General features: G+C 48.8%; 18 protein-coding genes, 1 other RNA gene and 1 pseudogene. 10 read left to right on the forward strand and 10 right to left on the reverse strand.

Translation table 11 applies throughout. The features are described 5' to 3' along the window. The 6 genes and pseudogenes from NDI44_RS25955 to NDI44_RS25980 all read left to right on the forward strand — a co-directional run. Positions 1-96, forward strand: a pseudogene (locus NDI44_RS25955) (IS5/IS1182 family transposase); the annotation flags it as partial. Positions 97-457: 361 nt separating this feature from the next. Next, a non-coding RNA gene (ssrS, locus tag NDI44_RS25960) (6S RNA) lies at positions 458-639 on the forward strand. Between the two features lie 196 nt (positions 640-835). Beyond that, on the forward strand, positions 836-2,104 hold the full coding sequence (locus tag NDI44_RS25965) for a pitrilysin family protein (RefSeq protein ID WP_190414568.1): 1,269 nt from the start codon (positions 836-838) through the stop codon (positions 2,102-2,104). Between the two features lie 111 nt (positions 2,105-2,215). Beyond that, positions 2,216-3,496, forward strand: coding sequence for a pitrilysin family protein (locus tag NDI44_RS25970; RefSeq protein WP_190414569.1), 1,281 nt, complete (start codon positions 2,216-2,218; stop codon positions 3,494-3,496). Between the two features lie 150 nt (positions 3,497-3,646). After that, a complete protein-coding gene (locus NDI44_RS25975; protein WP_190414570.1) occupies positions 3,647-4,465 on the forward strand; it encodes a peptidoglycan-binding protein in 819 nt (272 codons plus the stop codon). 866 nt (positions 4,466-5,331) lie between these two features. Further along, a complete protein-coding gene (locus NDI44_RS25980) occupies positions 5,332-6,354 on the forward strand; it encodes a hypothetical protein (RefSeq protein WP_190414571.1) in 1,023 nt (340 codons plus the stop codon). 581 nt (positions 6,355-6,935) lie between these two features. On the opposite strand, the gene NDI44_RS25985 is transcribed toward NDI44_RS25980, so the two are convergent. The 5 genes from NDI44_RS25985 to gor form a co-directional block, all read right to left on the reverse strand. Further along, positions 6,936-7,568, reverse strand: a complete 633-nt coding sequence (locus NDI44_RS25985) for a YqiA/YcfP family alpha/beta fold hydrolase (RefSeq protein ID WP_190414572.1) — start codon at positions 7,566-7,568, stop codon at positions 6,936-6,938. A gap of 33 nt (positions 7,569-7,601) precedes the next feature. Continuing rightward, a complete protein-coding gene (locus NDI44_RS25990) occupies positions 7,602-8,114 on the reverse strand; it encodes a Spy/CpxP family protein refolding chaperone (RefSeq protein ID WP_190414573.1) in 513 nt (170 codons plus the stop codon). Positions 8,115-8,243: 129 nt separating this feature from the next. Then, positions 8,244-8,606 carry a hypothetical protein gene (locus NDI44_RS25995; RefSeq protein WP_190414574.1) on the reverse strand — a complete coding sequence of 121 codons (363 nt, stop codon included), beginning with the start codon at positions 8,604-8,606 and terminating at the stop codon, positions 8,244-8,246. Further along, complete coding sequence (locus tag NDI44_RS26000) at positions 8,603-9,184, reverse strand: sigma-70 family RNA polymerase sigma factor (protein ID WP_190414602.1); 582 nt, start codon at positions 9,182-9,184, stop codon at positions 8,603-8,605. Before NDI44_RS26000 ends, NDI44_RS25995 begins: the two co-directional genes overlap by 4 nt. A 291-nt stretch (positions 9,185-9,475) precedes the next feature. Further along, complete coding sequence (gene gor, locus NDI44_RS26005) at positions 9,476-10,876, reverse strand: glutathione-disulfide reductase (RefSeq protein ID WP_190414575.1); 1,401 nt, start codon at positions 10,874-10,876, stop codon at positions 9,476-9,478. 121 nt (positions 10,877-10,997) lie between these two features. On the opposite strand from gor, the gene cysC reads away from it, so the two are divergent. Further along, entirely contained in the window at positions 10,998-11,531 is a 534-nt protein-coding gene (cysC, locus tag NDI44_RS26010; protein WP_190414576.1) for an adenylyl-sulfate kinase, read from the forward strand. Between the two features lie 203 nt (positions 11,532-11,734). On the opposite strand, the gene NDI44_RS26015 is transcribed toward cysC, so the two are convergent. Beyond that, positions 11,735-12,445: a DivIVA domain-containing protein gene (locus tag NDI44_RS26015; RefSeq protein WP_242033260.1), complete on the reverse strand. Its 711-nt coding sequence runs from the start codon at positions 12,443-12,445 to the stop codon at positions 11,735-11,737. Next, entirely contained in the window at positions 12,355-12,906 is a 552-nt protein-coding gene (coaD, locus tag NDI44_RS26020) for a pantetheine-phosphate adenylyltransferase (protein WP_190414577.1), read from the reverse strand. The genes NDI44_RS26015 and coaD overlap by 91 nt, the downstream gene beginning before the upstream one ends. A gap of 285 nt (positions 12,907-13,191) precedes the next feature. On the opposite strand from coaD, the gene NDI44_RS26025 reads away from it, so the two are divergent. Together NDI44_RS26025 and NDI44_RS26030 are read left to right on the forward strand one after the other, a co-directional pair. Beyond that, on the forward strand, positions 13,192-14,148 hold the full coding sequence (locus NDI44_RS26025; protein ID WP_190414578.1) for a type II secretion system F family protein: 957 nt from the start codon (positions 13,192-13,194) through the stop codon (positions 14,146-14,148). Between the two features lie 109 nt (positions 14,149-14,257). After that, on the forward strand, positions 14,258-15,226 hold the full coding sequence (locus NDI44_RS26030; RefSeq protein WP_242037135.1) for a pentapeptide repeat-containing protein: 969 nt from the start codon (positions 14,258-14,260) through the stop codon (positions 15,224-15,226). A gap of 248 nt (positions 15,227-15,474) precedes the next feature. On the opposite strand, the gene NDI44_RS26035 is transcribed toward NDI44_RS26030, so the two are convergent. The 3 genes from NDI44_RS26035 to NDI44_RS26045 form a co-directional block, all read right to left on the reverse strand. Next, positions 15,475-15,828, reverse strand: coding sequence for a phenylpyruvate tautomerase MIF-related protein (locus NDI44_RS26035; protein WP_190414580.1), 354 nt, complete (start codon positions 15,826-15,828; stop codon positions 15,475-15,477). A 123-nt stretch (positions 15,829-15,951) separates the two neighbouring features. After that, on the reverse strand, positions 15,952-16,434 hold the full coding sequence (locus NDI44_RS26040; RefSeq protein ID WP_190414581.1) for a flavin reductase family protein: 483 nt from the start codon (positions 16,432-16,434) through the stop codon (positions 15,952-15,954). A 372-nt stretch (positions 16,435-16,806) separates the two neighbouring features. Further along, positions 16,807-17,643: a dienelactone hydrolase family protein gene (locus NDI44_RS26045; protein WP_190414603.1), complete on the reverse strand. Its 837-nt coding sequence runs from the start codon at positions 17,641-17,643 to the stop codon at positions 16,807-16,809. A 452-nt stretch (positions 17,644-18,095) separates the two neighbouring features. Here NDI44_RS26045 and NDI44_RS26050 point away from each other — a divergent pair, with 452 nt between their 5' ends. Next, positions 18,096-20,432 (forward strand): glycoside hydrolase family 31 protein, encoded by a 2,337-nt coding sequence (locus NDI44_RS26050; protein WP_190414582.1) that lies wholly within the window; start codon positions 18,096-18,098, stop codon positions 20,430-20,432. The last annotated feature ends 368 nt before the right edge of the window (positions 20,433-20,800 follow it).

Below are 20,800 nucleotides of genomic sequence, written 5' to 3' on the forward strand. Positions count from 1 at the left end.
TTTTCGGGACGCTATCGCAATCGTAGAAAGCGGTTTGGCTTACGCTTCAACTTGATTGCGGGACTGTTGAACTACGAACTGGCACATACTCACTGATTCATGCAGGAGGTCTAATGAGGGAAGAGGACTGAGGACTGAAGACTGAGGACTGAGGACTGAGGACTGAGGACTGAAGACTGAGGACTGAGGACTGAGGACTGAGGACTGAGGACTGAGGACTGAGGACTGAGGACTGAGGACTGAGGAGTTAGGACTGAGGACTGAGGACTGAGGGCTGAGGACTGAGGACTGAGGGCTGAGGAGTTAGGAGTTAGGACTGAGGACTGAGGGCTGAGGAGTTAGGAGTTAGGAGTTAGAGGTTGGGAGGTATGGGTTAGGAGTGAACACAGGAGGGGGGAACTAAATGAGATTCTTCCACTCCCCGACAGCCTAGCTCCTTTGCTATAATAATTTTTAGGTTACGCTGCGGCGTTGGTGACTGCCAATAACGTTTTTTGATCTTGCCTTGTTCTAACGGGAACCAAAAAGCTTTGACAGCAGTAGACCGGGCAAGTACCCGGAAACTTTAAGTCAGACATTAGGTGCCCACCTGGTTTATCCAGGTCATAAACTGAGGTAAAACGGCGTTGCGGTGAACCTCATAGAATTAAAATCCCCTTGTCCAAGAGATAAGGGGATTTTTGTATCTTACTTGGCTGAAAGTTTTAAATTTTGATTGTATTTCTTAAATAATGGATCCAAAGCTGCCAACTTTGGATCGACAAATGATAATTATTTAGCGTTAGGCGCTAGGATAATTGAATTCGTATCTAACTAGAGTTAGAAAATAAAAAGTTTGTTGCAACTCTTAAATACTACTTCAAAATTTCCAGCTGAGGTATTCAAGCTGGACAACGGCTTAACAGTGATTTATCAACACATCCCAGCGACACCAGTGGTTGTGGTAGATGTTTGGGTGCGGGCGGGAGCGATCGCGGAGACAGAAGAGTGGTCGGGAATGGCTCACTTTCTGGAACACATGATTTTCAAAGGCACCGACCGACTGCCGCCCGGTGTATTTGACCAAGTAATTGAAAATACCGGCGGCATGACGAACGCGGCGACCAGCCACGACTACGCCCATTTCTTTATTGTTACAGCCGCTCAGTATTTAGAAAATACCTTGCCTGCCCTGGCAGACATTCTCTTAAACGCGGCGATCCCCGAAGAAGAATTTATCCGGGAACGCGATGTAGTTTTAGAGGAAATCCGCCAGAGTTACGACGATCCCGACTTTATTGGATTTCAGGCGCTGACAGAAAGCATTTACCAGCGCCATCCTTACGGGCGTCCCATCTTAGGAACAGAAGCTCATTTGATGGAGCGATCGCCCGACGAGATGCGTCGCTTCCATCGCTCCCACTACCAGCCGGAAAACATGACCGTCGTCATTGTGGGGGGAGTTGAGAAAGAACCCGCACTAGAACTGGTAAATCGCTCGTTCCAGCACTTCGCTCCGCCCCTGTATTGTCCCCTGGCTGAAGCCGAAGCCGAACCTCCAATGATAGAAATTCGGCGTCAGGAAATCCACTTACCTAGGCTAGGACAAGCTCGTCTGATGATGGCATGGGTGGGGCCGGGTGTAGAGCAGTTGCGAAATGCCTATGGCTTAGACTTGATCTCGGTACTGTTGGCAGAAGGGCGGTCTTCCCGACTGATCAGAAACTTGCGAGAACAGCAGCAATTAGTCCAGAACATTAGTAGTAGTTTCTCCCTACAACGGGATTCCAGTTTGTTTACGATTAGTGCCTGCCTCGCTCCAGAGAATCTCGATCGAGTAGAGGCAATCATTGGCGATGCGATCTCCGAGTTGCAAAACGCTCCCGTTTCAGAGGGAGAACTTTCTCGCTGTAAACGCTTGCTGTCGAATGACTATGCTTTTTCCACAGAAGCACCCAGCCAGCTAGCGGGGTTGTATGGCTATTACAACACCATTGCAGCGGCTGAAGTCGCCACGACCTATCCAGAGAAAATTCAGTCTTTTCAGAACACAGAACTTCAGCAGCTGGCGCAGCAGTATCTCTCCCCGTACCGCTATGCGGTCACAATCCTCAAACCTTGTTAGCTTGAGGAGAGGAGTGATGAGTCATTCGTCATTAGCGAGTCGTAAGTTGTTCCTACCACTCACGATCGATGACTCATCACCCACGATCAATGACTAAGGACTCTACAACGAATGACTCAAAGTGTGACGCGATCGCTCGCCAACCCAACTATCCACCGCAGTGTTCTAGACAACGGCATTGTATTAATTACGGTGGAAAATCCAGCGGCTGATATTATTGCTGGTCGAATTTTTGCACGGGTTGGAGGTCGGTGGGAGCCACGAGAAAAAGCGGGACTGTCTCATTTGCTATCCACGGTACTCACCAAAGGAACCGATCGGCTTTCCTCCCTAGAAATTGCCGAGCAAGTAGAGTCAGTGGGAGCGAGTCTCGGTGCTGATGCGGCTGCGGATTATTTTTTGCTGAGTCTCAAAACAGTATCCGCAGATTTTCCGGAGATGTTGCAACTAGCAGGGGAATTATTGCGATCGCCTAGCTTTCCAGAAGCCGAGGTGGAACTGGAACGGCGTCTCGCTTTGCAGGATATTCGCTCCCAGCAGGAACAGCCGTTCACCATCGCCTTCGACCAGCTGCGGCAAGCCATGTACCAGAATCATCCCTACGGATTCTCCAGCCTGGGCACCGAAGCTACCGTCTCTGGTTTAAGCCGCGCTGACCTCCAGCATTACCATCAGACGTATTTCCGTCCCGATAACCTAGTTATCAGTATTGCCGGTCGCCTGACTCCCCAAGACGCCACTGATTTGGTTAATCAAGTGTTTGGAGATTGGCAGAGTGGAACCACCCCTCTACCTACCCTCAGTCTGCCCCAAATCACCCCTGAACCCATTTCTTGCGCTACCCCACAAGATACGCAGCAATCCATCGTGATGCTGGGCTACGTCGCGCCATCCGTGCAAGAAACCGACTACGCCTGCCTGAAACTGCTCAATACTTACTTAGGTAACGGTCTTTCTAGCCGCTTGTTTGTGGAACTGCGCGAGAAGCGGGGATTGGCTTACGATGTCTCAGCTTTTTATCCGACTCGGCTAGAAACCTCTCAGTTTGTGGTATATATGGGCACGGCACCGGAAAACACCGCAATCGCCTATGAAGGCTTGCGAACTGAAGTGGAACGCCTTTGCACCACTCAACTGAGCGATCGGGAGCTACAAGCTGCCAAAAACAAGCTGCTTGGTCAATACGCTCTCGGCAAACAAACCAATGCTCAGCTGGCTCAAGTTTTCGGCTGGTACGAAATTTTGGGGCTGGGAATTGAGTTTGATACCGAGTTTCAGGAAAAAGTTACCAGCGTCACCCCAGAGTTGATCCAAAAAGTGGCTTCCCGGTATTTTACCGAACCTTATGTCTCTCTCGTTGGTCCAGCCGAAAAATTAGACATTAAAAATTAAAAAAGGAAAAAAGTAAAAAGACAAAGTAAAAATGAAAGATTTTTTCTTGAACCTTTTCGCTTTTTCCAATCGCGTTGTAAAGTCAAGAGGAAAAAGCGATGAAAAAAACATCCTTTTGCCTTTTTGTAAACTCAAGAGGAAAAAGTAAAAATGAAAAAAAACATTCTTTTGCCTTTTGCCTTTTTACTTTTACCTTTTATGGCGATCCCCAGTGATGCCAAAGAAATCGCTCAAACATTTCCATCCGCAACCGTTACTCGGCAAACGTTACGACCTGGTAGCCAAGGGACTGAAGTAGCGGAACTCCAGGCAGCTCTTAAACTATTGGGTTACTATAATGGCGACGTAAATGGCGTGTACGGGGAAAATACCGCGATCGCAGTTTCCCGTTTTCAGCAAGCCGCTGGTTTAGCACCGGATGGAATCGTGGGTGCAGAAACCTGGAAGCGTTTATTTCCAGTCGCCCCACCATCGGAATCTACAGCAGCCGCGACACCACTGGTTATCCCGTCTCCTTCAGCTTCAACAATTTCTACCACTGGGGCAGCATCTTTTCCCGTCCCAACTACAACAAACACTGCTGCCAATCCCAGACCAGCGGCAACTTCCCGTCCCAGTGTGAATGTTCCAGCCTCCAACAGTCCGGCAACGACTGCCAGAACCCCCAACCGTCCGGCAGCTGCCAGAACCACCGCTAACCGTTCCACAACTGCTGCTCCTAGCTCTCAGACACGGACGAACCCGCAGCAGCCCAGACAGCTCGATTTTCCAGTTCTGAGGCTGGGAACGCAAGGCCCAGCCGTTACCAGTTTGCAACAGCGCCTGCGAACCCTTGGCTTTTTCAAAGGAACGGTGAATGGTGTCTTTGGTGAAACGACTCAAACTGCGGTCAAAGCTGCTCAACAAAGATTTAAGCTAGACGCCGACGGTGTAGTGGGTCCAGCGACTTGGAACGTTTTGCTGCGTTAATTAAATAGCAATTATAAAAAAATAAAATGACATAAATCCGTTTTCTTGATGAAAACGGTTTTTTTTACGCTTTTTTGAACAACTGCGTGCTGTTTTCACGGACTTCTTCCTTTCGATTTTTCGATCTCAATCCTTGGATGGAGGAGACAATCCATTCTCAGATAGAGAGATTCAGGCAAGACTAACGGATATCGTATTGCTTATAAGGACAAGACAGCTGAGTATTAACTTCCTTAGCTTGTAGTTGCCAATCAATCTAAAAAAATCAGGGTCTTCTCGGTTTCCTGATTGACACAAAGAGTTCGATCGACATTCATGTACAACCACCCTAGAACCGATAACAATCAAAGGCCTAAATCGGTCTATCAGGGTAGAGGCAATTCTGAACGGGTTTCCTACCAGAATGAGTACCTTAAAGGTCGCAATTCTGAACGTCGTTTTCAGGAACAGAGCTATCTCGTTGATGAGAATACCAATGCCTTGACTAATTTGCTGATGAATCTTGCTTTCACATCGATTGTAAGTTTCCTCGTTGGAACTCTGTTCTTCGTTGCTCAGCGAAATGAATCTTCTCTACCCTCTGTGCCTGTTCCCAATGACAGTCCCTCTCAAAGCATCGAGAAAAAGACAACCATCTTTGAAAGAACTGTAGATAAATATTCAGGAAATTCAGGAACTCGTTCCAGCGCCTCAATAACAAGCAGGACAGGGGACATTGAAAACAATGTTTCTAACTCTGCGCGAGGTAGGCTCCTAACCTTCCTAGCTAGGCTTGGTTGAGACAGCGTTGCTCAAATCTACTGACCATAAACAGTTTTAAACATCCTTTTCTGCCTTTAAACCATTCAGGAGTTGTAGTAATACTCATGTCTAACCTACAAAATCGCAACAACGATAACCGTGAAGTTCCCCAGAACCCAAATCAGCCGGTTTCTCCCCATAATCCGGTTGGCCCAACTAACACGGTTCACGGAAATGGCACTGTAGACCCAGGCAAAGTGACCTCCTATCGAGATGGTTATGTCCACGGTCGCGTTTCCGAGCGCCGCGTCAACGAGGAAGGACAAGAAATCCGCGATAATAATAATGCCGCCAGAGGCTTGTTGATAGGGATTGCCCTCACCTCTCTGCTAGGGTTGACCCTCGGTGCCCTCTACTTCCTCAACCAACGAAATCAGCAGGTAGAAGAGTACACTGCGCCTGCGCCTGTGGTGGTTCCCGTACCTTCCCCTTCACCTTCAGCTTCTGTTGCACCGAACTCAACTGCACCAGATACGTCTTCATCGGGCGCTTCTCAACAGCCTACACAAGAGAGAATTATCGAAAGAACCACAGTTGAGAAGGCTCCTACGGTGATTCAGGTTCCTCAGACACAAAACGCACCGCCTGCTCAAAGAGCGCCAAATGTAAACATTACAGTTCCTCCGAGTTCCGGGCAACAACCGACTCGAAATCAGACAAATATTAACGTAACGCCTTCTCAACCGTCGAACTCAACTCGAACGAATACTTCTGGGACTACTCAATCAAGTCCTAGTACAACTCTAACCGCGCCTTCAGTGCGTCAGAACTCAACTCGAACGAATACTTCTGGCACCACCCCAGGCACCCAAAATCCAACTGGCACCACACCGAATAGCGGTGCTACCACCAATGGAACCACCGGCACCACATCGGGGAGCAGTTCGACCACCAATGGAACCACCGGCACCACACCGGGAAGCAGTTCGACCACCAACGGAACCACCGGCACTACACCGGGAAGCAGTTCGACCACCAACGGAACCACCAGCACTACACCGGGAAGCAGTTCTACCACCAACGGAACCACCGGCACTACGCCGGGGAGCAGTTCTACAACTGGTGGGTCAAGCAGTACGGGTCAATAACGACTAAAACTTGATAATAAAGCCCCCTCCTAATATTGGCGGGGGCTTTATTATCGGTGTACCGCAAATCTTTCATTTTTGAACGAGTATTTTGAAAACATTTCAACACATAAAGGGATATGAATTTAATTTAACGAACGAGTTAGGTTGGAGAATCAAGTGCTAATTTAAATATAGGCACAACGAAGTAAGAACCTTCGACACCAAGTTTTCGGATTCGAGCCTGTGTCTCCCGCTCTTATCCAACGCAACACCGAATCTCGGTTGTATTTCTCTAATAAATGTAGCGATCGCGCTGAAGTTCATTCGCTTCTTTTTGAATTTGAACTGTTGGTCGCGGATCTAGATCATTGCCTGAATCGGCGTAGGGAATGCAAGATAGTTAGAAAAGGTTTGTTGCGAATTAAGTCCACCCTAGTAGAGTTAGTTTTTGGTTTCGTCAACTTTTCTAGAATTTTTCCTCTTTCGTTTGAGTAACCTGACCATTTATAGCTCGTTCACGAACCCGCCGGTACCTTAGGCGGGTTTTAGTTTTTTATACGGCAGCGGAACGCCTAAAGGCGTGGCGAAACAAACAGGTATTAATAGCAGAAAGCTTCGATCAATTCCCAAATTTCAGGTAGGACGTTTCCTAAACTGTGATCGTCCTCTAGTTCGATAAATTTAACCCAAGGGCGTGAGGCGGCGTAGTTGCGGCTAGCAGCAATCGGAATCACTTCATCGTGACGCCCATGCAGAAGCAGAGTAGGAATGGGGCGCTGTAGCTGTTCGTCTTGATATTGGGCGGCGTCGGTGACGAACTGGTAGTGCAGAGGAAGCGATCGCTTCTCGCCATAGTGATATACCGGCAAATATTGCTCTGTCTGCCACTGTTGCAGCTGTTCTTCCCCCAGTCGGAGCAACCAGTGAGTCAGAAACTCAAAAGCGGGAGCTAGCAACACTAACCGCTGAACCTGCGGGTATTTTTCTCCCACCCAAGCCGCTGTTAAACCCCCTAAGCTGGAGCCAATGACAGTAACAGGCATTGAGTTTGGGGGAAATTCAGCGGCGACTTGCTTTATTTGCCGAGTTATTGTCAGATGGGAAAAATCGCCTTGGTTGAGATCGGGGATTGTCAAGGGGATTTTCAGGGAAGATAAGCGATCGCGCAGATAGATCGCCTTCGTTGACTGGGGACTAGAGGCAAATCCATGCAGATAAAGATAATCAAGCATCCAATTGGGCAGTAGTTTCCGGCGTATCAACCGCTAAAAATTTCGCTCCAGCGAACCTGGAAATCCTTGTCCTCTATTTTTCCCCGCCCGTTGCCCCTTTTGTTGTCGTCGCTGTTGCATCAGTTGGACAAACTTGGCGCGTTGCTCTGGAGTCATAACTTCTCGCATTTCTAACATACTTTCAAACCGCAACTTTTGTAGCTGCTGCTGCAACTCTTCAACTTGCTGATTTTTAGAGCGAATTTGGCTGGCGGAAGCTGTACTATTCATCAGTGTCGCTAGCTCTTGCCGAGCTTGACGTAGAGTTTGCTGGCGCGGCGCTATCTGGGTTCTATACTTCTGCCGAATCGCCTGCATTTGCTGCATTTGCTGTGGGGTAAGATTGAGTTGCTGAAGGAGTCCATCCTTGTTGCCTCTTTGAGGACGGGCACCCGGCGAATTTTGGGCAATTGTTTGAGAAGATTGGGGATTCGGATCGGCAAGAGCAACCGCACTCCCTATAGATAGTATGAGAACCGCTAACAGAGAAATACGATTTAGGGACATGAAAACAATCTCCGTCGTTAGTAGTAATTAGTAATTAGTAATTCGTTAAGACGCAATTAGCCATTCTTGATGAGGTAGTCGCAATGAGCTGATTAAAGATAACTGACCATTACCGATTCCCTAAAAAAGCTAATTTTCTGAGAGCAACCAATCAGCTTCTGCATCTTGGCTGCTCGACGACGCGGGCGTTTCACCCGCGACAACACTATCCCAGTTCGTCGCCAGAAATGCTTCCAGTTCGGCGGTGTTTGTGGATGCAGTCGATGCAGTGTTAGGCACTAGCACGCGATATCCTGCCCAGGTAACTAGCAGACTAGCAACAAGGGCAGAGGGTAAAATCCACCTCTGTCGTCGCCATTGCGGCTGTGGCGGCGCAGAGGCTACGGCTTGCATAATCTGGCTCTCTAAATCGGGTGCAGATGGGGGAACATGACCCCGGTGTTGGCGCAGAAACTCTACCAGGGGTTTGTCATCATCGGGGAACTGAGTCATAGGTGGACTCCTTGCTTCTGGAGAAATTGCCTCATGGAGGTTCTAGCATGAAAGAGCCGCGATTTTACTGTGCCAACTGGAATTGACAAGATAGTTGCGATCTCTTTTTGCGGAACGTCTTCTAAGTCGTGCAGAACCAGTACGGCGCGATGATCGAAACTTAGCTGTTGCAGTCCGCGCTGCACTAAATCTTCATAATGTAGATGCATCAGATCGGGAGATGCTTGCTGACTTGGGAAGGCATTGGTAGCGCTTTGCTGTAAAGACGCAAAATTTCGGGTTTCTACAGCAAATTGCCGCCGCCGATCGGAAGCGACATTCCAGCTAATGCGATAAAGCCAAGTCGAAAAATGGGCGGTTTCCCGCAATTTTGGTAATCCCTTCCAAGCGCGTAAGAAGACTTCTTGCACCAAATCATCTAAGTATGAGGTACCGCAGAGTTGGTAAAGAGTTGATCTAACGCGCTGCTGATGGCGCTGGTAGAGTTGCTGAAAGCTCTGCTTGTTGCCTTCTTGACACCGCTTTACCAGGTAAGCATCGGTGTCGAGATGGAGTTTTTCGTTGGGTTGATCGCCCATTAGCGCATTGATTGGTACAGCTGGCACCGATTGGCTCTCTCTTACCACTGTTGGATTTCTAATGCTTTAGACTGGGCATCTGGGGAAAAGGTTCAAAGGCAAGCAGCGCATCTATGCGGTGAATCACTAGAGAAAGTGCGATCGCATCTATCGAGAAAATGAGAAAAAAGAGCGATCGCACTACTCTTGATGACGAGGAGCTGCGCTTGGAGGATGCCAACCGAGTGCTACCAAAAACCCGCCCTAAAAAGGCTTTAGAAGCGGGTTAACAAAATCACAAGTAAGCGTAATTTATCGCAGAGTGACGAACTCTTCGGCGGTGGAAGGATGAATGCCAACGGTGGCGTCGAAGTCTTTTTTGGTGGCTCCCATATTGACTGCGATCGCAATTCCTTGAATCACCTCAGCTGAATACTCGCCTACCATGTGAGCGCCCAGCACGCGGTCGGTATTTTTGTCAATAACCAACTTGACCATGACTTTCTCATCCGCGCCGGTGAGGCTGTGGAACAGAGGACGGAATCGGGCGCGATAAATTTGTACGTTGTCATCGCCCAACTTTCTCCGCGCATCGGCTTCGCTGATTCCTACCGTAGCGGCTTCTGGCTGCGTAAATACGGCGGAGGCAACATTTTCGTGATTGAATACCCGGCGATTGTTGCCAAACTCAGTATCGGCAAAAGCGCGCCCTTCGCCAATGGCGACGGGGGTTAAATTGATCCGGTTGGTGCAATCGCCCACAGCGAAAATATTTGGCTGGTTGGTGCGGCTGTACTCATCGACTTCGATTGCACAGTTGACGCTGTACCCGTGCAACCTGGGTAAATCTTCATCCTCACAATTAACAACCTTAACGCCCGCATTCTCCAAACCAAGTTTTCCTAACAAAGGTGCGCGACCGATGGCGACTAGAATTTGGTCTGCGGTGAGGGTTGTATCCGCGTCTTTGCCTTTTTCGGTGAAGGCGACCTTTAGACCCTCTGGGGTTTGCTCAATGCCTTTCCCGGTAACATTGGTGATAATGTTGATGCCGTGATGGGACATGGCATCTTGAATGCCAACGCGAATATCGTCATCAAAACCTTTGAGAATGCGATCGCCTCGAAGCAACAAACTGACTTTCGATCCCAGTCCGTGCATAATACAGGCGAATTCCACGGCAATATAGCCAGCGCCAATAATGACGATGTGCTTCGGCTGTTCCTTGAGGAGAAATATCTCGCGGGAAGTGATGGTGTGTTCCATCCCTGGTAAATTCGGCTTGATGGCTTCCCCTCCCACGGCGATTAAAATCTTATCAGCCGTGACTTTGCGTCCATCCACTTCCACAGTATGCGGATCTATTAAAGTGGCGCGGCTCTTGATTAACTCCACCCCAGCTTTTTCCAAAAACCCAATATGCAACTGGCTGAGACGGTGGACTTCCTTATCGACAGTCGTTATCAGATGTTCCCAGTTTAAGCTTCTCTCGCCCACAGTCCAGCCATAGCCTGCGGCATCCTCAAACAAATGAGAAAATTTAGAGGCGTAAACCATCAATTTTTTGGGAATACAGCCCCGGATGACGCAGGTACCACCTACTAAATCGCCTTCTGCGATCGCTACCTTTGCTCCGTAGCTAGCCGCACGTTTGGAAGCCGCCAATCCTCCCGAACCCGCCCCAATGACAAACAAATCGTAATCAAATGCCATGACTGGAAGTCCTCTCTTTCTTCATTTAGTTTAAAAGATGTAACGATGATGCTCCTGCTTTCCCATTTTCCGCAGATCGCTTAAAGTCGGATGAGAATACCGTCAGTTTTAGCGAAGAACAATGGATCGAGAGCATCGTGGTGTCACCGTGTGGTTTACAGGTTTAAGCGGTGCGGGAAAAACCACCATTAGCCAGGAAGTGGCGCAAGAATTGCAGAAACGTGGATACAAGGTGGAAATCCTCGACGGAGACGTGGTGCGCCAAAATCTGACCAAAGGTTTGGGGTTTAGTAAAGAAGACCGGGATGAGAATATCCGGCGCATTGGTTTTGTGGCTCACCTCCTGACTCGGAACGGTGTGGTCGTACTGATTTCGGCAATTTCGCCTTATCGGGAAATTCGAGAAGAAGTGCGATCGCGTATTGGAGATTTTGTCGAGGTTTATGTGAATGCACCGTTAGCGGTTTGCGAACAGCGAGATGTGAAGGGGTTGTATAAGAAAGCGCGGTCTGGGGAAATCAAAAACTTCACTGGGATTGATGACCCCTATGAATCGCCCCTGCATCCTCAAATCGAATGCCACACAGACCAAGAAACGATAGAGGAAAGCACAGAGAAAGTTTTGAGAAAGCTGGAAGAACTGGGCTACCTCTAGTAAGGATAAACCGCAATTAAGAGGAACCCCTCCCCGCCCTCACCTGCGGCTCCGGCTCCGGCTCCGGCTCCGGCTCCCCTCTCCGCTTGCGGGGAGGGGCTGGGGGTGGGGTTCTTTTATTATGGATAATTACACAAATCTAATAGGAAGGTTTGAGAGCTAAAGCACAAAAGTATCGTGGATGGGCACCGCCCACCCAACACTTACTTCTTCTTATCTGCGCCTCTGCCTCTGTCCCCCTCCACTTCTCTAACCGTGGGAGTACGCGGCGACGGCGGTGGAGGAGCGTCATTTTGTAACTGTTGCCGACCGTTGCGGATGACCTTGAGCATATCGTTGAGCTGCTGCTCGATATTCGTGAGAACTTGGTCGGCGTAGTCATCGGCTCCGTTTTGAATGTCCTCGCATTCTTGGATAGCAAGCGATCGCATCTGCTCTAGCTCTTGTTGTGCTTGTAGGCGCATCCGTTCTAGTTCTGCGATCGTTTGTTCTTGGATGGCGTCGCACTCCTGCTGCACCGCCTGCCGGATCGCTTGCGCTTCCCGTTCTGCTTGCCGAATCAAGCCCATTTCATCCAATATCTGATCGGCTCGGCGTTCTGCTGTCTCAATAATCTGCTGTGCATAATCCTCCGCTTGCAGGAGAATTTCTTCCTTCTGCCGAACAATTTCTTCGGCTTCCTGAAAAGCTGGTGGCAGATTGATCCGCACCAAATCCAGCTGATCGAGTAACGGATTCTCATCGACTAAGCGCAGGCTAGTCAAGGGAATGCGCGTACTATCGAGAATCATTTCTTCGATGCGGTCGAGTTCCCGCTGAATATCTACACTTCCCGATCCACTGTCGGGTAATTCACCTTCGGGGAAGCGTCCATTACTATCGGGTTCGAGGCGGGAAGAGTCTTGGCGTAACATCGGTAGATATCTAAGGCGACGTGCTGGGGAACAAGATGATCGACAGAGCCGCCGAATCTGGCAATCTCTTTCACTAAGCTACTACTTAAGAAACTGTACTCGTTAGAGGTTGCTAGAAAAACCGTCTCAATCCGGTCGTCCAGAGTTTTATTTGTATGAGCCATCTGTAGCTCGTGTTCAAAGTCAGAAAGCACCCGCAAACCGCGCAGCAGCACGCCCGCTTCTCGGATTCTGGCATAGTTGACCGTCAAACCGTCAAAACTGTCAACTTCTACATTCGGCAGCGATCGCGTCGATAGACGAATCTGTTCGATGCGCTCCTGTACTGTAAACAGGGGCGTTTTGTTGGGGTTCCGCAACACCGCAACAATCACCCCATCAAAAAGCCGACAACCGCGCTTAATGATGTCGAGGTGCCCCAGAGTAATTGGATCGAAGCTGCCAGGATAGATTGCAATCACGGAAGAGGTGTGTGAGCTAGCTTAAGGAAATTGTACTCATACAGTACCCCTAAAACTACGAATTGTTAAAAGTCTCCGGTTTTAGCGAGAAGCACCGACCACTAAACGAGAGCGATCGCAACCAGATTAGGATTCATCGCGTCAGCAGCCTCTTCTCGCGGCATACACGAGCCAGCAATCGCCCTCTGCTGCGATCGCAGAGAGTCTCTAGATTAGTGCAACCAGAGCCACTCCTTAACTTTCAAGAGATTCGTTAGAAAATCAGCAAAAGCTAAAATCCGATTAGTGAATCTACACATAAAGTTGAAAAACCAGGAAAAGGCTCAATTTTTCCAGCAGTTCGCCACTTTGCTGAATTCTGGCATTTCAGTACAGCAAAGCTTAAATTTGGTTGAGCGCGATCGCAATTCTCCCTTCGGGCGCTATCTGCAAACAGTCAGTGTAGCGGTGGATTCTGGGCAAGATTTGGCGTCTGCTTTGACACTAGACGCTCGATATTTTGATGGCTGGACGATTAGCCTCATTCGGTTAGCAGAATACAGCGGATCGCTAGCAGAGACTTTTGAGAGATTGGCAACGGCGGCGGAAGCGAAAGTCAAACGGGAACGTCTCTATCGTTCCGTGGGAATCGCCGCGATCGCCCTGATTTGGAGTCTGCTGGTACTTGCCGCCGCACTTTTCAAGCGAAATCCTCAAAAGCTTACCCATCCTGGTTTCTGGCTGTGCAGTTTTGGATTAGCAGTGCTTTTGGTTGGGGTAGCTATCCTGAATTCTCGCTTTCCCGGACGCGGTTTACAGCGGTTAGCGGCGCAACTTCCCGGTTTGGATAAAGTCATGCAAGCGCGATCGCTCCTTTACTTTACTGAGTTGTCGTTGCCTTTAAGTTGCGGGGTGCCAATTCTCGCCGCGCTGGAATTGTTGCGCGATCGCATCCCCGATCCTCAGATGGCAACCCACGTAGCAAAAGCTGCTCGGCAAATTCGTCTCGGTAGAAGCCTCACCGAGAGTCTGCAAACCAAGTTACCCCCACTTGCAATCCAATATATTCGCACTGGTGAAGAAACCGGCAATCTAGATGCGGCGCTGCGAAAATTGGAGCAATATTACGAAAGCGACTTAGAGAAACGGTTGAGGCAGTTGGAGGGAATCTTGCGTCCTTTGAGCCTATTAGCGATTGGAGGTTTAGTGCTTTTAGTCGCAATTCGAGCAATTAATTCGCTGATAAACTCTCTGCCAGGATAACTTTATGCGTGATGAAATAGAGGGATTAAAAAACCGGCTTATAAGTTTGGTAGTTTTTTTTGCTTTGATAGTATTGATAGTTTGCTATGTTTCATTGAATAGCGAGGTTTTGAAAAATCCGGTTATACCAACCATTATTGAAGTTTTAAAAGTTGTTGCAACAACTTTTGGAGGAGCCGCAATCCTCTTTAACGTTTTCTATGCGGCGAAGCGAGCAAAAGCGATGGATGATAGCGCGATCGCTGCCAATAAAAGTGCTGAAGCTGCTCTAGATAACGCTAAAGCTGCTCTAAAAAATGCAGAAGCAGCACAAGATAAGCAAATCACAGAACGCTTTACTAAGGCTGTTGAACTTCTTGCTTCTGAGAATATCTCTATCCGTTTAGGGGGAATTTACGCCCTAGAACGAATCGCTAAGGATTCCGAAAAAGACCATTGGACAATTATGAAAGTGTTGACTGCTTTTGTGCGAGAGAAGGCTCCTTTGAAGAAAGAAGAAATACAGCAGGAGCAATTACCAAAAATTCCTACGGATATTCAAGCAGCACTTACAATTATCGGACAGCGCGACGTAAAAAGAGATCCGAACAATCAGAGACTTAATTTACAAAATACAAACCTTGAGCGAGTAGACCTCAGCGGAGCTAACCTACAAGGGGCAGACCTCAGCGGAGCTAACCTACAAGGAGCAGACCTTCGTGAAGCTAACCTACAAGGAGCAGACCTTCGTGAAGCTAACCTACAAGGAGCAGACCTCATTGAAGCTAACCTACAAGAGGCAGACTTCAGCGACGCTAACCTGAAAGGGGCATATGTCAGTAAAGCTAACCTACACGTGGCAGACCTTGGTGGAACTAACCTACAAGGGGCATTCCTCATTGAAGCTAACCTGCAAGGGGCATTCCTCATTGAAGCTAACCTGCAAGGGGCATTCCTCAGGGAAGCTAACCTGCAAGGGGCAGACCTTGCATTAGCTCAAAACCTTAAACAAGAGCAAATTAAAATAGCATTTGGAGATAGCGCAACTATCTTGCCGGACAATCTGGAAAGACCTGTACATTGGACGCAAGCTGAGTGAGAGACAAATGCGATCGCCCCAATATAATGCTTGTTATTTGAATCAAATATAGAACCTAACCCCCTACCCCCTTCCCTTGTAGGGAAGGGGAAAAGCCCCTCTCCTTGTAGGAGAGGGGTTGGGGAGAGGTCACAATGTATTGCACCCAATTACAAACCTCAATATTTCCAATTTCTTAGCCCACGCAGGCGGGCTTTATTTGTGTAGCCCCAGCCTTCAAGGTGCGGGCATTATCAAGTAGGATTTAATCAACCAAATGTTGACCCATCCCAACCCCACATTGAACCCTTTGCATCAGCAAACTCAATGTAAATTCGGTTTGTAGATACACCAAGTTTCTCATTAATTTGCTGGCAAAAATCTTGGCTCATTGCCTTTGTTTGCGACGGACTCATGCTACCGACACTTTTAATTTCGACGTAACAGACGGGATCGAGAGTCCCCCCAAATGTCATCGCTACACTCGGCTCAAAAGCCGTCATCACATAAGATTCCGGTTTGCCTGTATGCTTCGCTAATTTAGCAGAAAGACTTTTCAGCAGACCCTCAACAGCACCCCAATCGGGAGAATCAACAGAAGTTTGAACTTTGATTAGCGGCATAATCTTTTACTCTAATTCCTTTCAAAAGGCATTAGGTAATGGGTAATCGTTATTAGTCATTCGTTATTAGTCCTTTGCTACTAACCAATTACCAATTACAAATTACCGATTACCAATTACCAATTACCCACCATATTGCCAAGGAGTATTTTCGAGTAAAAGCGGTTTACCCTCGCGGTGGACGCCAGCAGCGATCGCTTCCCCGACATAAACCGTATGATCGCCGTGTTCCACAGCACCGACAACCTTACACTCCACATAACCAAGGGAATCGGAGATGATGGGACAGCCGGTTTCTTGTCCTAGATAAAATTCCACCTCTTCAAATTTATTCCCGACGCGGCGCTGCGGCTTGAAGAATTTTTCCGCTAAGTCTTGCTGTCCCTCATCCAGGAAACTAAGTGCAAAGACGCCACTGGCTTTGATCATGGCGTGGGATTTAGAATCCTGCTTAACGCAATTCACAACCAGCGGTGGCTTAAACGAGCCTTGCATCACCCAGCTGGATGTGAAGCCGTTAACTTCTTCGCCATCTTTGACACCGCAGATATAGAGTCCGTGAGGAATCTTACGCAGAATAGTTTTTTTGGCTTGTTCGTCTAGCAAAGTTTTACCTGACAGCTACTGATACATCGCTTAGTTTATCAATGTCTTGGGAAGAAACATCAATCTGGAGATAGTTCCATAGGGGCATGACATTGCACAGCGGTTTCAAATTAAGATTTGGTGGTTGAAACCGCAGCTATACAGACAAAACCTGCCTTCACAGGTTCAAAGACTTCACGCTTGGCGGTTGAAACCGCAGCTATACAGACAAAACCTGCCTAGCCTTCGGAACGCTTCGCTAACGCAGGTTTAAAGCTTCTGATTTTTTCTTAGTCCGCGCAAGGCGGACTTCGTTTGTATAGCCGCGATTTCCAATCGCCAGGGCTTAAGTAGACTTAGAAGCAACCGAATCGTAGAATGAGCGATCGCTTCCTAAGCAACCCCGTACTTCTTAAACCAAGCTTGTAGGCGTTTCCAGCCGTCTTCTGCTTCCTCTTTGCGGTAGCTGGGGCGGTAGTCGGCAAAAAAGCCGTGGGGCGTGTCCGGATAAAGGATAATTTCCGAAGCATTGTCTGCTGCTTTTAGTGCCTCCTGCATCTTCTCGACAGTTTCGTTCGGAATGCCGGTATCGCTGCCACCATAGAGTCCCAGTACGGGCGCTTTCAGCTCATCAACTAGGTCGAGAGGATATTTGGGAATGAGGGGCAAAGACTCGCCTACTAAGCGTCCGTACCAGGCAACGCCAGCATTTAGCGTGGGATTGTGAGCCGCATACAGCCAAACGATTCGCCCACCCCAGCAAAAGCCTGTAATTCCCAGTTTATCAGTGTTGCCCTTACTGGACTTGGCTGCCCAAGCAACCGTTGCATCCAAATCTGACATAACTTGAGCATCGGGGACTTTAGAAACTACTTTGGTGATAATTTCTTGAATATCGCTCATCTGGGAAACATCGCCTTGACGCGCATAGAGTTCCGGCGCGATCGCTAAATAACCCAGTTTTGCAAAGCGGCGACAGATATCTTGCAAATGTTCGTGGACGCCAAAGATTTCCTGCACAACTAGCACGACGGGGAAATTCTTACCTTTGGCAGGCATCGCCCGATAAGCGGGGATTTGCCCATCTTCTACGGGTATCTTCACTTCACCCGCCACCAAGCCTTTCTTATCGGTCGTGATGACTTGGGCAGAAATGGGGCGAACTGCTACGGCAAACCCTGCCGCCAGCGTAGAGGCCATGATAAATTCGCGGCGCGTGAATTTCATCAGCAGTTTTCTCCAAAAAACTTCTTCAAGTCTAGATTGTGCATCAGTTGGGCGGGGATAACTGCCGATGTTCTCGGCAGCAGCCTTCAGCGCTAGGCTAACGCCTCGCTTCGCTAACGCGATCGCGCAATCATATCCCATACGCTTTAAATTGATGCTGACACCTATGAGGACTTACGCAATAACTCTCTAAAACTCTTATTCCTTCGCGTCCTTGGCGTCCTTGGCGGTTCGTTTTTCCATAACGAGAGCGTAAGTCCTGATCTATGTTAAACGGACTTCTCAAAGCCCTGCTTCTCCGCAGCAAAACCTTCCCCCTGGAAGAAGCCGCAGCCGATCAACTGTTACAAGCTGGATCGAGGTGAGTAAAAGCATTTTGCTCATTAGCGATCGCTAGCGGTAGGGGCAATTTATCAATCGCTTCTACTCAAATTCACAGTTTATCGGGAGGGGTGATGCCGCAATATTTTGGAAAACTGCCCACGACAGGGACATCTTGGTCAACAATTGGAACGCTAAAAACAATAGAACGCCACGATCGAGGAATCTACTGCGATTGTGAGAATTCGCGCCTTGCAATTAGCATACTGGCACCGAACTTAGTCCGAGTCCGGTGGGCACCGAATGGCGAATTTATGCCGCGTCGTTCTTGGGCAGTGACCTTGGATGATGCAGAATGGTCAGTTGTCCCCTTCCAAGTTCGGGAAACCGACGCAGCAGTAGAAATCGAAACCGACCAGATGCGCGTGTACATCCACCGCCAAGGGTGTCGGATCGAGTGTTTTGATAAAACCGGGCGACCTTTCGCGCAAGACACCGGAATGGGGATGGCTGGACGTATGGGCGCGATCGCTGCCTGGAAACGCATCGAAGCTGATGAACATTTCTACGGTTTTGGCGAACGCACCAAGCTACTCGACAAACTCAGCGAAGTCCAAACAAACTGGACAGTTGACGCCCTCGATTACAGTTCATTTACCGATGAAATGTACCAGGCGATTCCATTTTTGATAGCGCTGCGTCCAGAACTCGCCTACGGTATCTTCTTTAACACTACTTTTTGGAGCCAGTTCGACATTGGTGCAGAACAACCGGGCGTCTATCGGATGGAAACGCGGGGCGATGAGCTGGATTATTACATCATTTATGGCCCGGAACCGGCGCAAATTCTTAGCACCTACACCCAGCTAACAGGTCGGATGCAACTTCCACCGAAATGGTCGCTTGGTTATCACCAATGCCGTTGGAGTTACGAATCTGAAGAGGTGGTGCGAGAACTTGCCCAGGAATTCCGCAACCGTCGCATCCCTTGCGATGTGATTCATCTCGATATCGACTACATGAAGGGCTACCGGGTGTTTACCTGGAGTCCCAAACGGTTCCCCGATCCTGCCCAATTGGTCAATGACTTGGGGCGGGATGGCTTCAAGACGGTGACAATTATCGATCCGGGCGTCAAGTACGAGCCGGAAGCCGATTACCACGTCTTCGACCAAGGCATAGAAAATGACTATTTTATCCGCAAGGCAGAGGGTGAGCTATTCCACGGCTACGTTTGGCCCGACAAAGCAGTATTTCCCGATTTTCTGCGTCCGGAAGTGCGCCAGTGGTGGGGCGACTTGCACAAAAGCCTAACTGAAGTCGGCGTTGCGGGTATCTGGAACGATATGAACGAACCGGCGATAGACGATCGCCCGTTTGGAGATCCGGGGAATAAAATATCCTTTCCCTTAGATGCCCCCCAAGGTTCGCCGGAAGAACGCACTACCCATGCCGAAACTCACAACCTGTATGGGCAATCAATGGCTCAATCGGCTTGCGAAGGGCTGAAGCGGCTGCGTTCTACAGAGCGATCGTTTGTGCTGACACGCTCCGGTTTTGCCGGAATTCAGCGTTGGTCGTCGGTGTGGATGGGCGATAATCAATCGCTGTGGGAGTATCTGGAAATGTCCCTGCCGATGCTCTGCAATATGGGACTATCCGGTGTGGCGTTTGTCGGTTCCGATATTGGCGGTTTTGCTGGCAACGCCACGGCGGAATTATTTGCTCGGTGGATGCAAGTGGGAATGCTTTACCCGTTGATGCGCGGTCACTCGGCAATGAGTACGGCAAGACACGAACCTTGGGTTTTTGGCGATCGCGTTGAAGCCATCTGCCGTGAATATATTAATCTCCGCTACCAGCTATTGCCCTACATTTACACGCTTTTCTGGGAAGCTGCAACTACTGGCGCACCAATTTTGCGTCCCTTACTCTATCATTTCCCCAACGACCCGAAAACCTATAAACTCTACGACCAAGTATTGCTCGGTTCTTCCCTAATGGCAGCACCCATCTATCGACCAGGGGTGGAATACCGCGCAGTGTATCTTCCCGAAGGCACTTGGTACGACTGGTGGACAGGAGAACGTTACCAAGGCGCGACGCATATCTTAGCTCATGCACCGTTAGAGCGAATGCCGCTATATGTGCGTGCGGGAGCGATTATCCCCATGCAGCCGGTGATGCAATCCACGGATGAGCGTCCCCTTGACGAACTCACCCTCCGCATCTGGCCTGGAAATGGCGAGTTTAGGCTCTATGAAGATGATGGGCATACGTTTGAATATCAAACGGGTGCTTTTGCCACCACAACCTACCGCGTTAATTCCCAAGGGCAACAAACCAGGGTTGCAATTGCAGCACGAGAAGGCAATTGGACGCCACCCAGCCGCGAAACTATCGTGCAGCTAGTGGGTGTTGGCGAACAGCGTTTCGTTGACGATAGTACGGCGCGTCAACTGACTTTTTAAATTGGCTTGATAGAACCTCACCCCCAGACCCTCGACCTTCACGGAGAGGGGAGCCGGAGCCGGAGTGAAGAGGTGCTTCTAATGGGAGGCGCGATCAACCGGATTTAATCTCAATCCTTAACGGTCAGCGATTTGCTCTTGAGGGTGAATCGCTTTTTTTGGCATCCTTTACGTTTCATCAGAGCGATCGCTGATGCCCCTATCTGCAATCTTCTCGCTCAACCCTATTTTGTAAAAAAGAAATATCTCTATAGACAGATGCCAGAATTTTATTAAACCTTAAATCCACATAAAGTTTAACCAGAGAATTTTATTTTAGCTGTAAATTTAATTCTGATAGATGTTGAGAACTTCTATAAATTCTTACT

Origin of the sequence: Trichocoleus sp. DQ-A3 (genome assembly GCF_039961975.1) — a bacterium.
GTDB lineage: Bacteria > Cyanobacteriota > Cyanobacteriia > Cyanobacteriales > FACHB-T130 > FACHB-T130.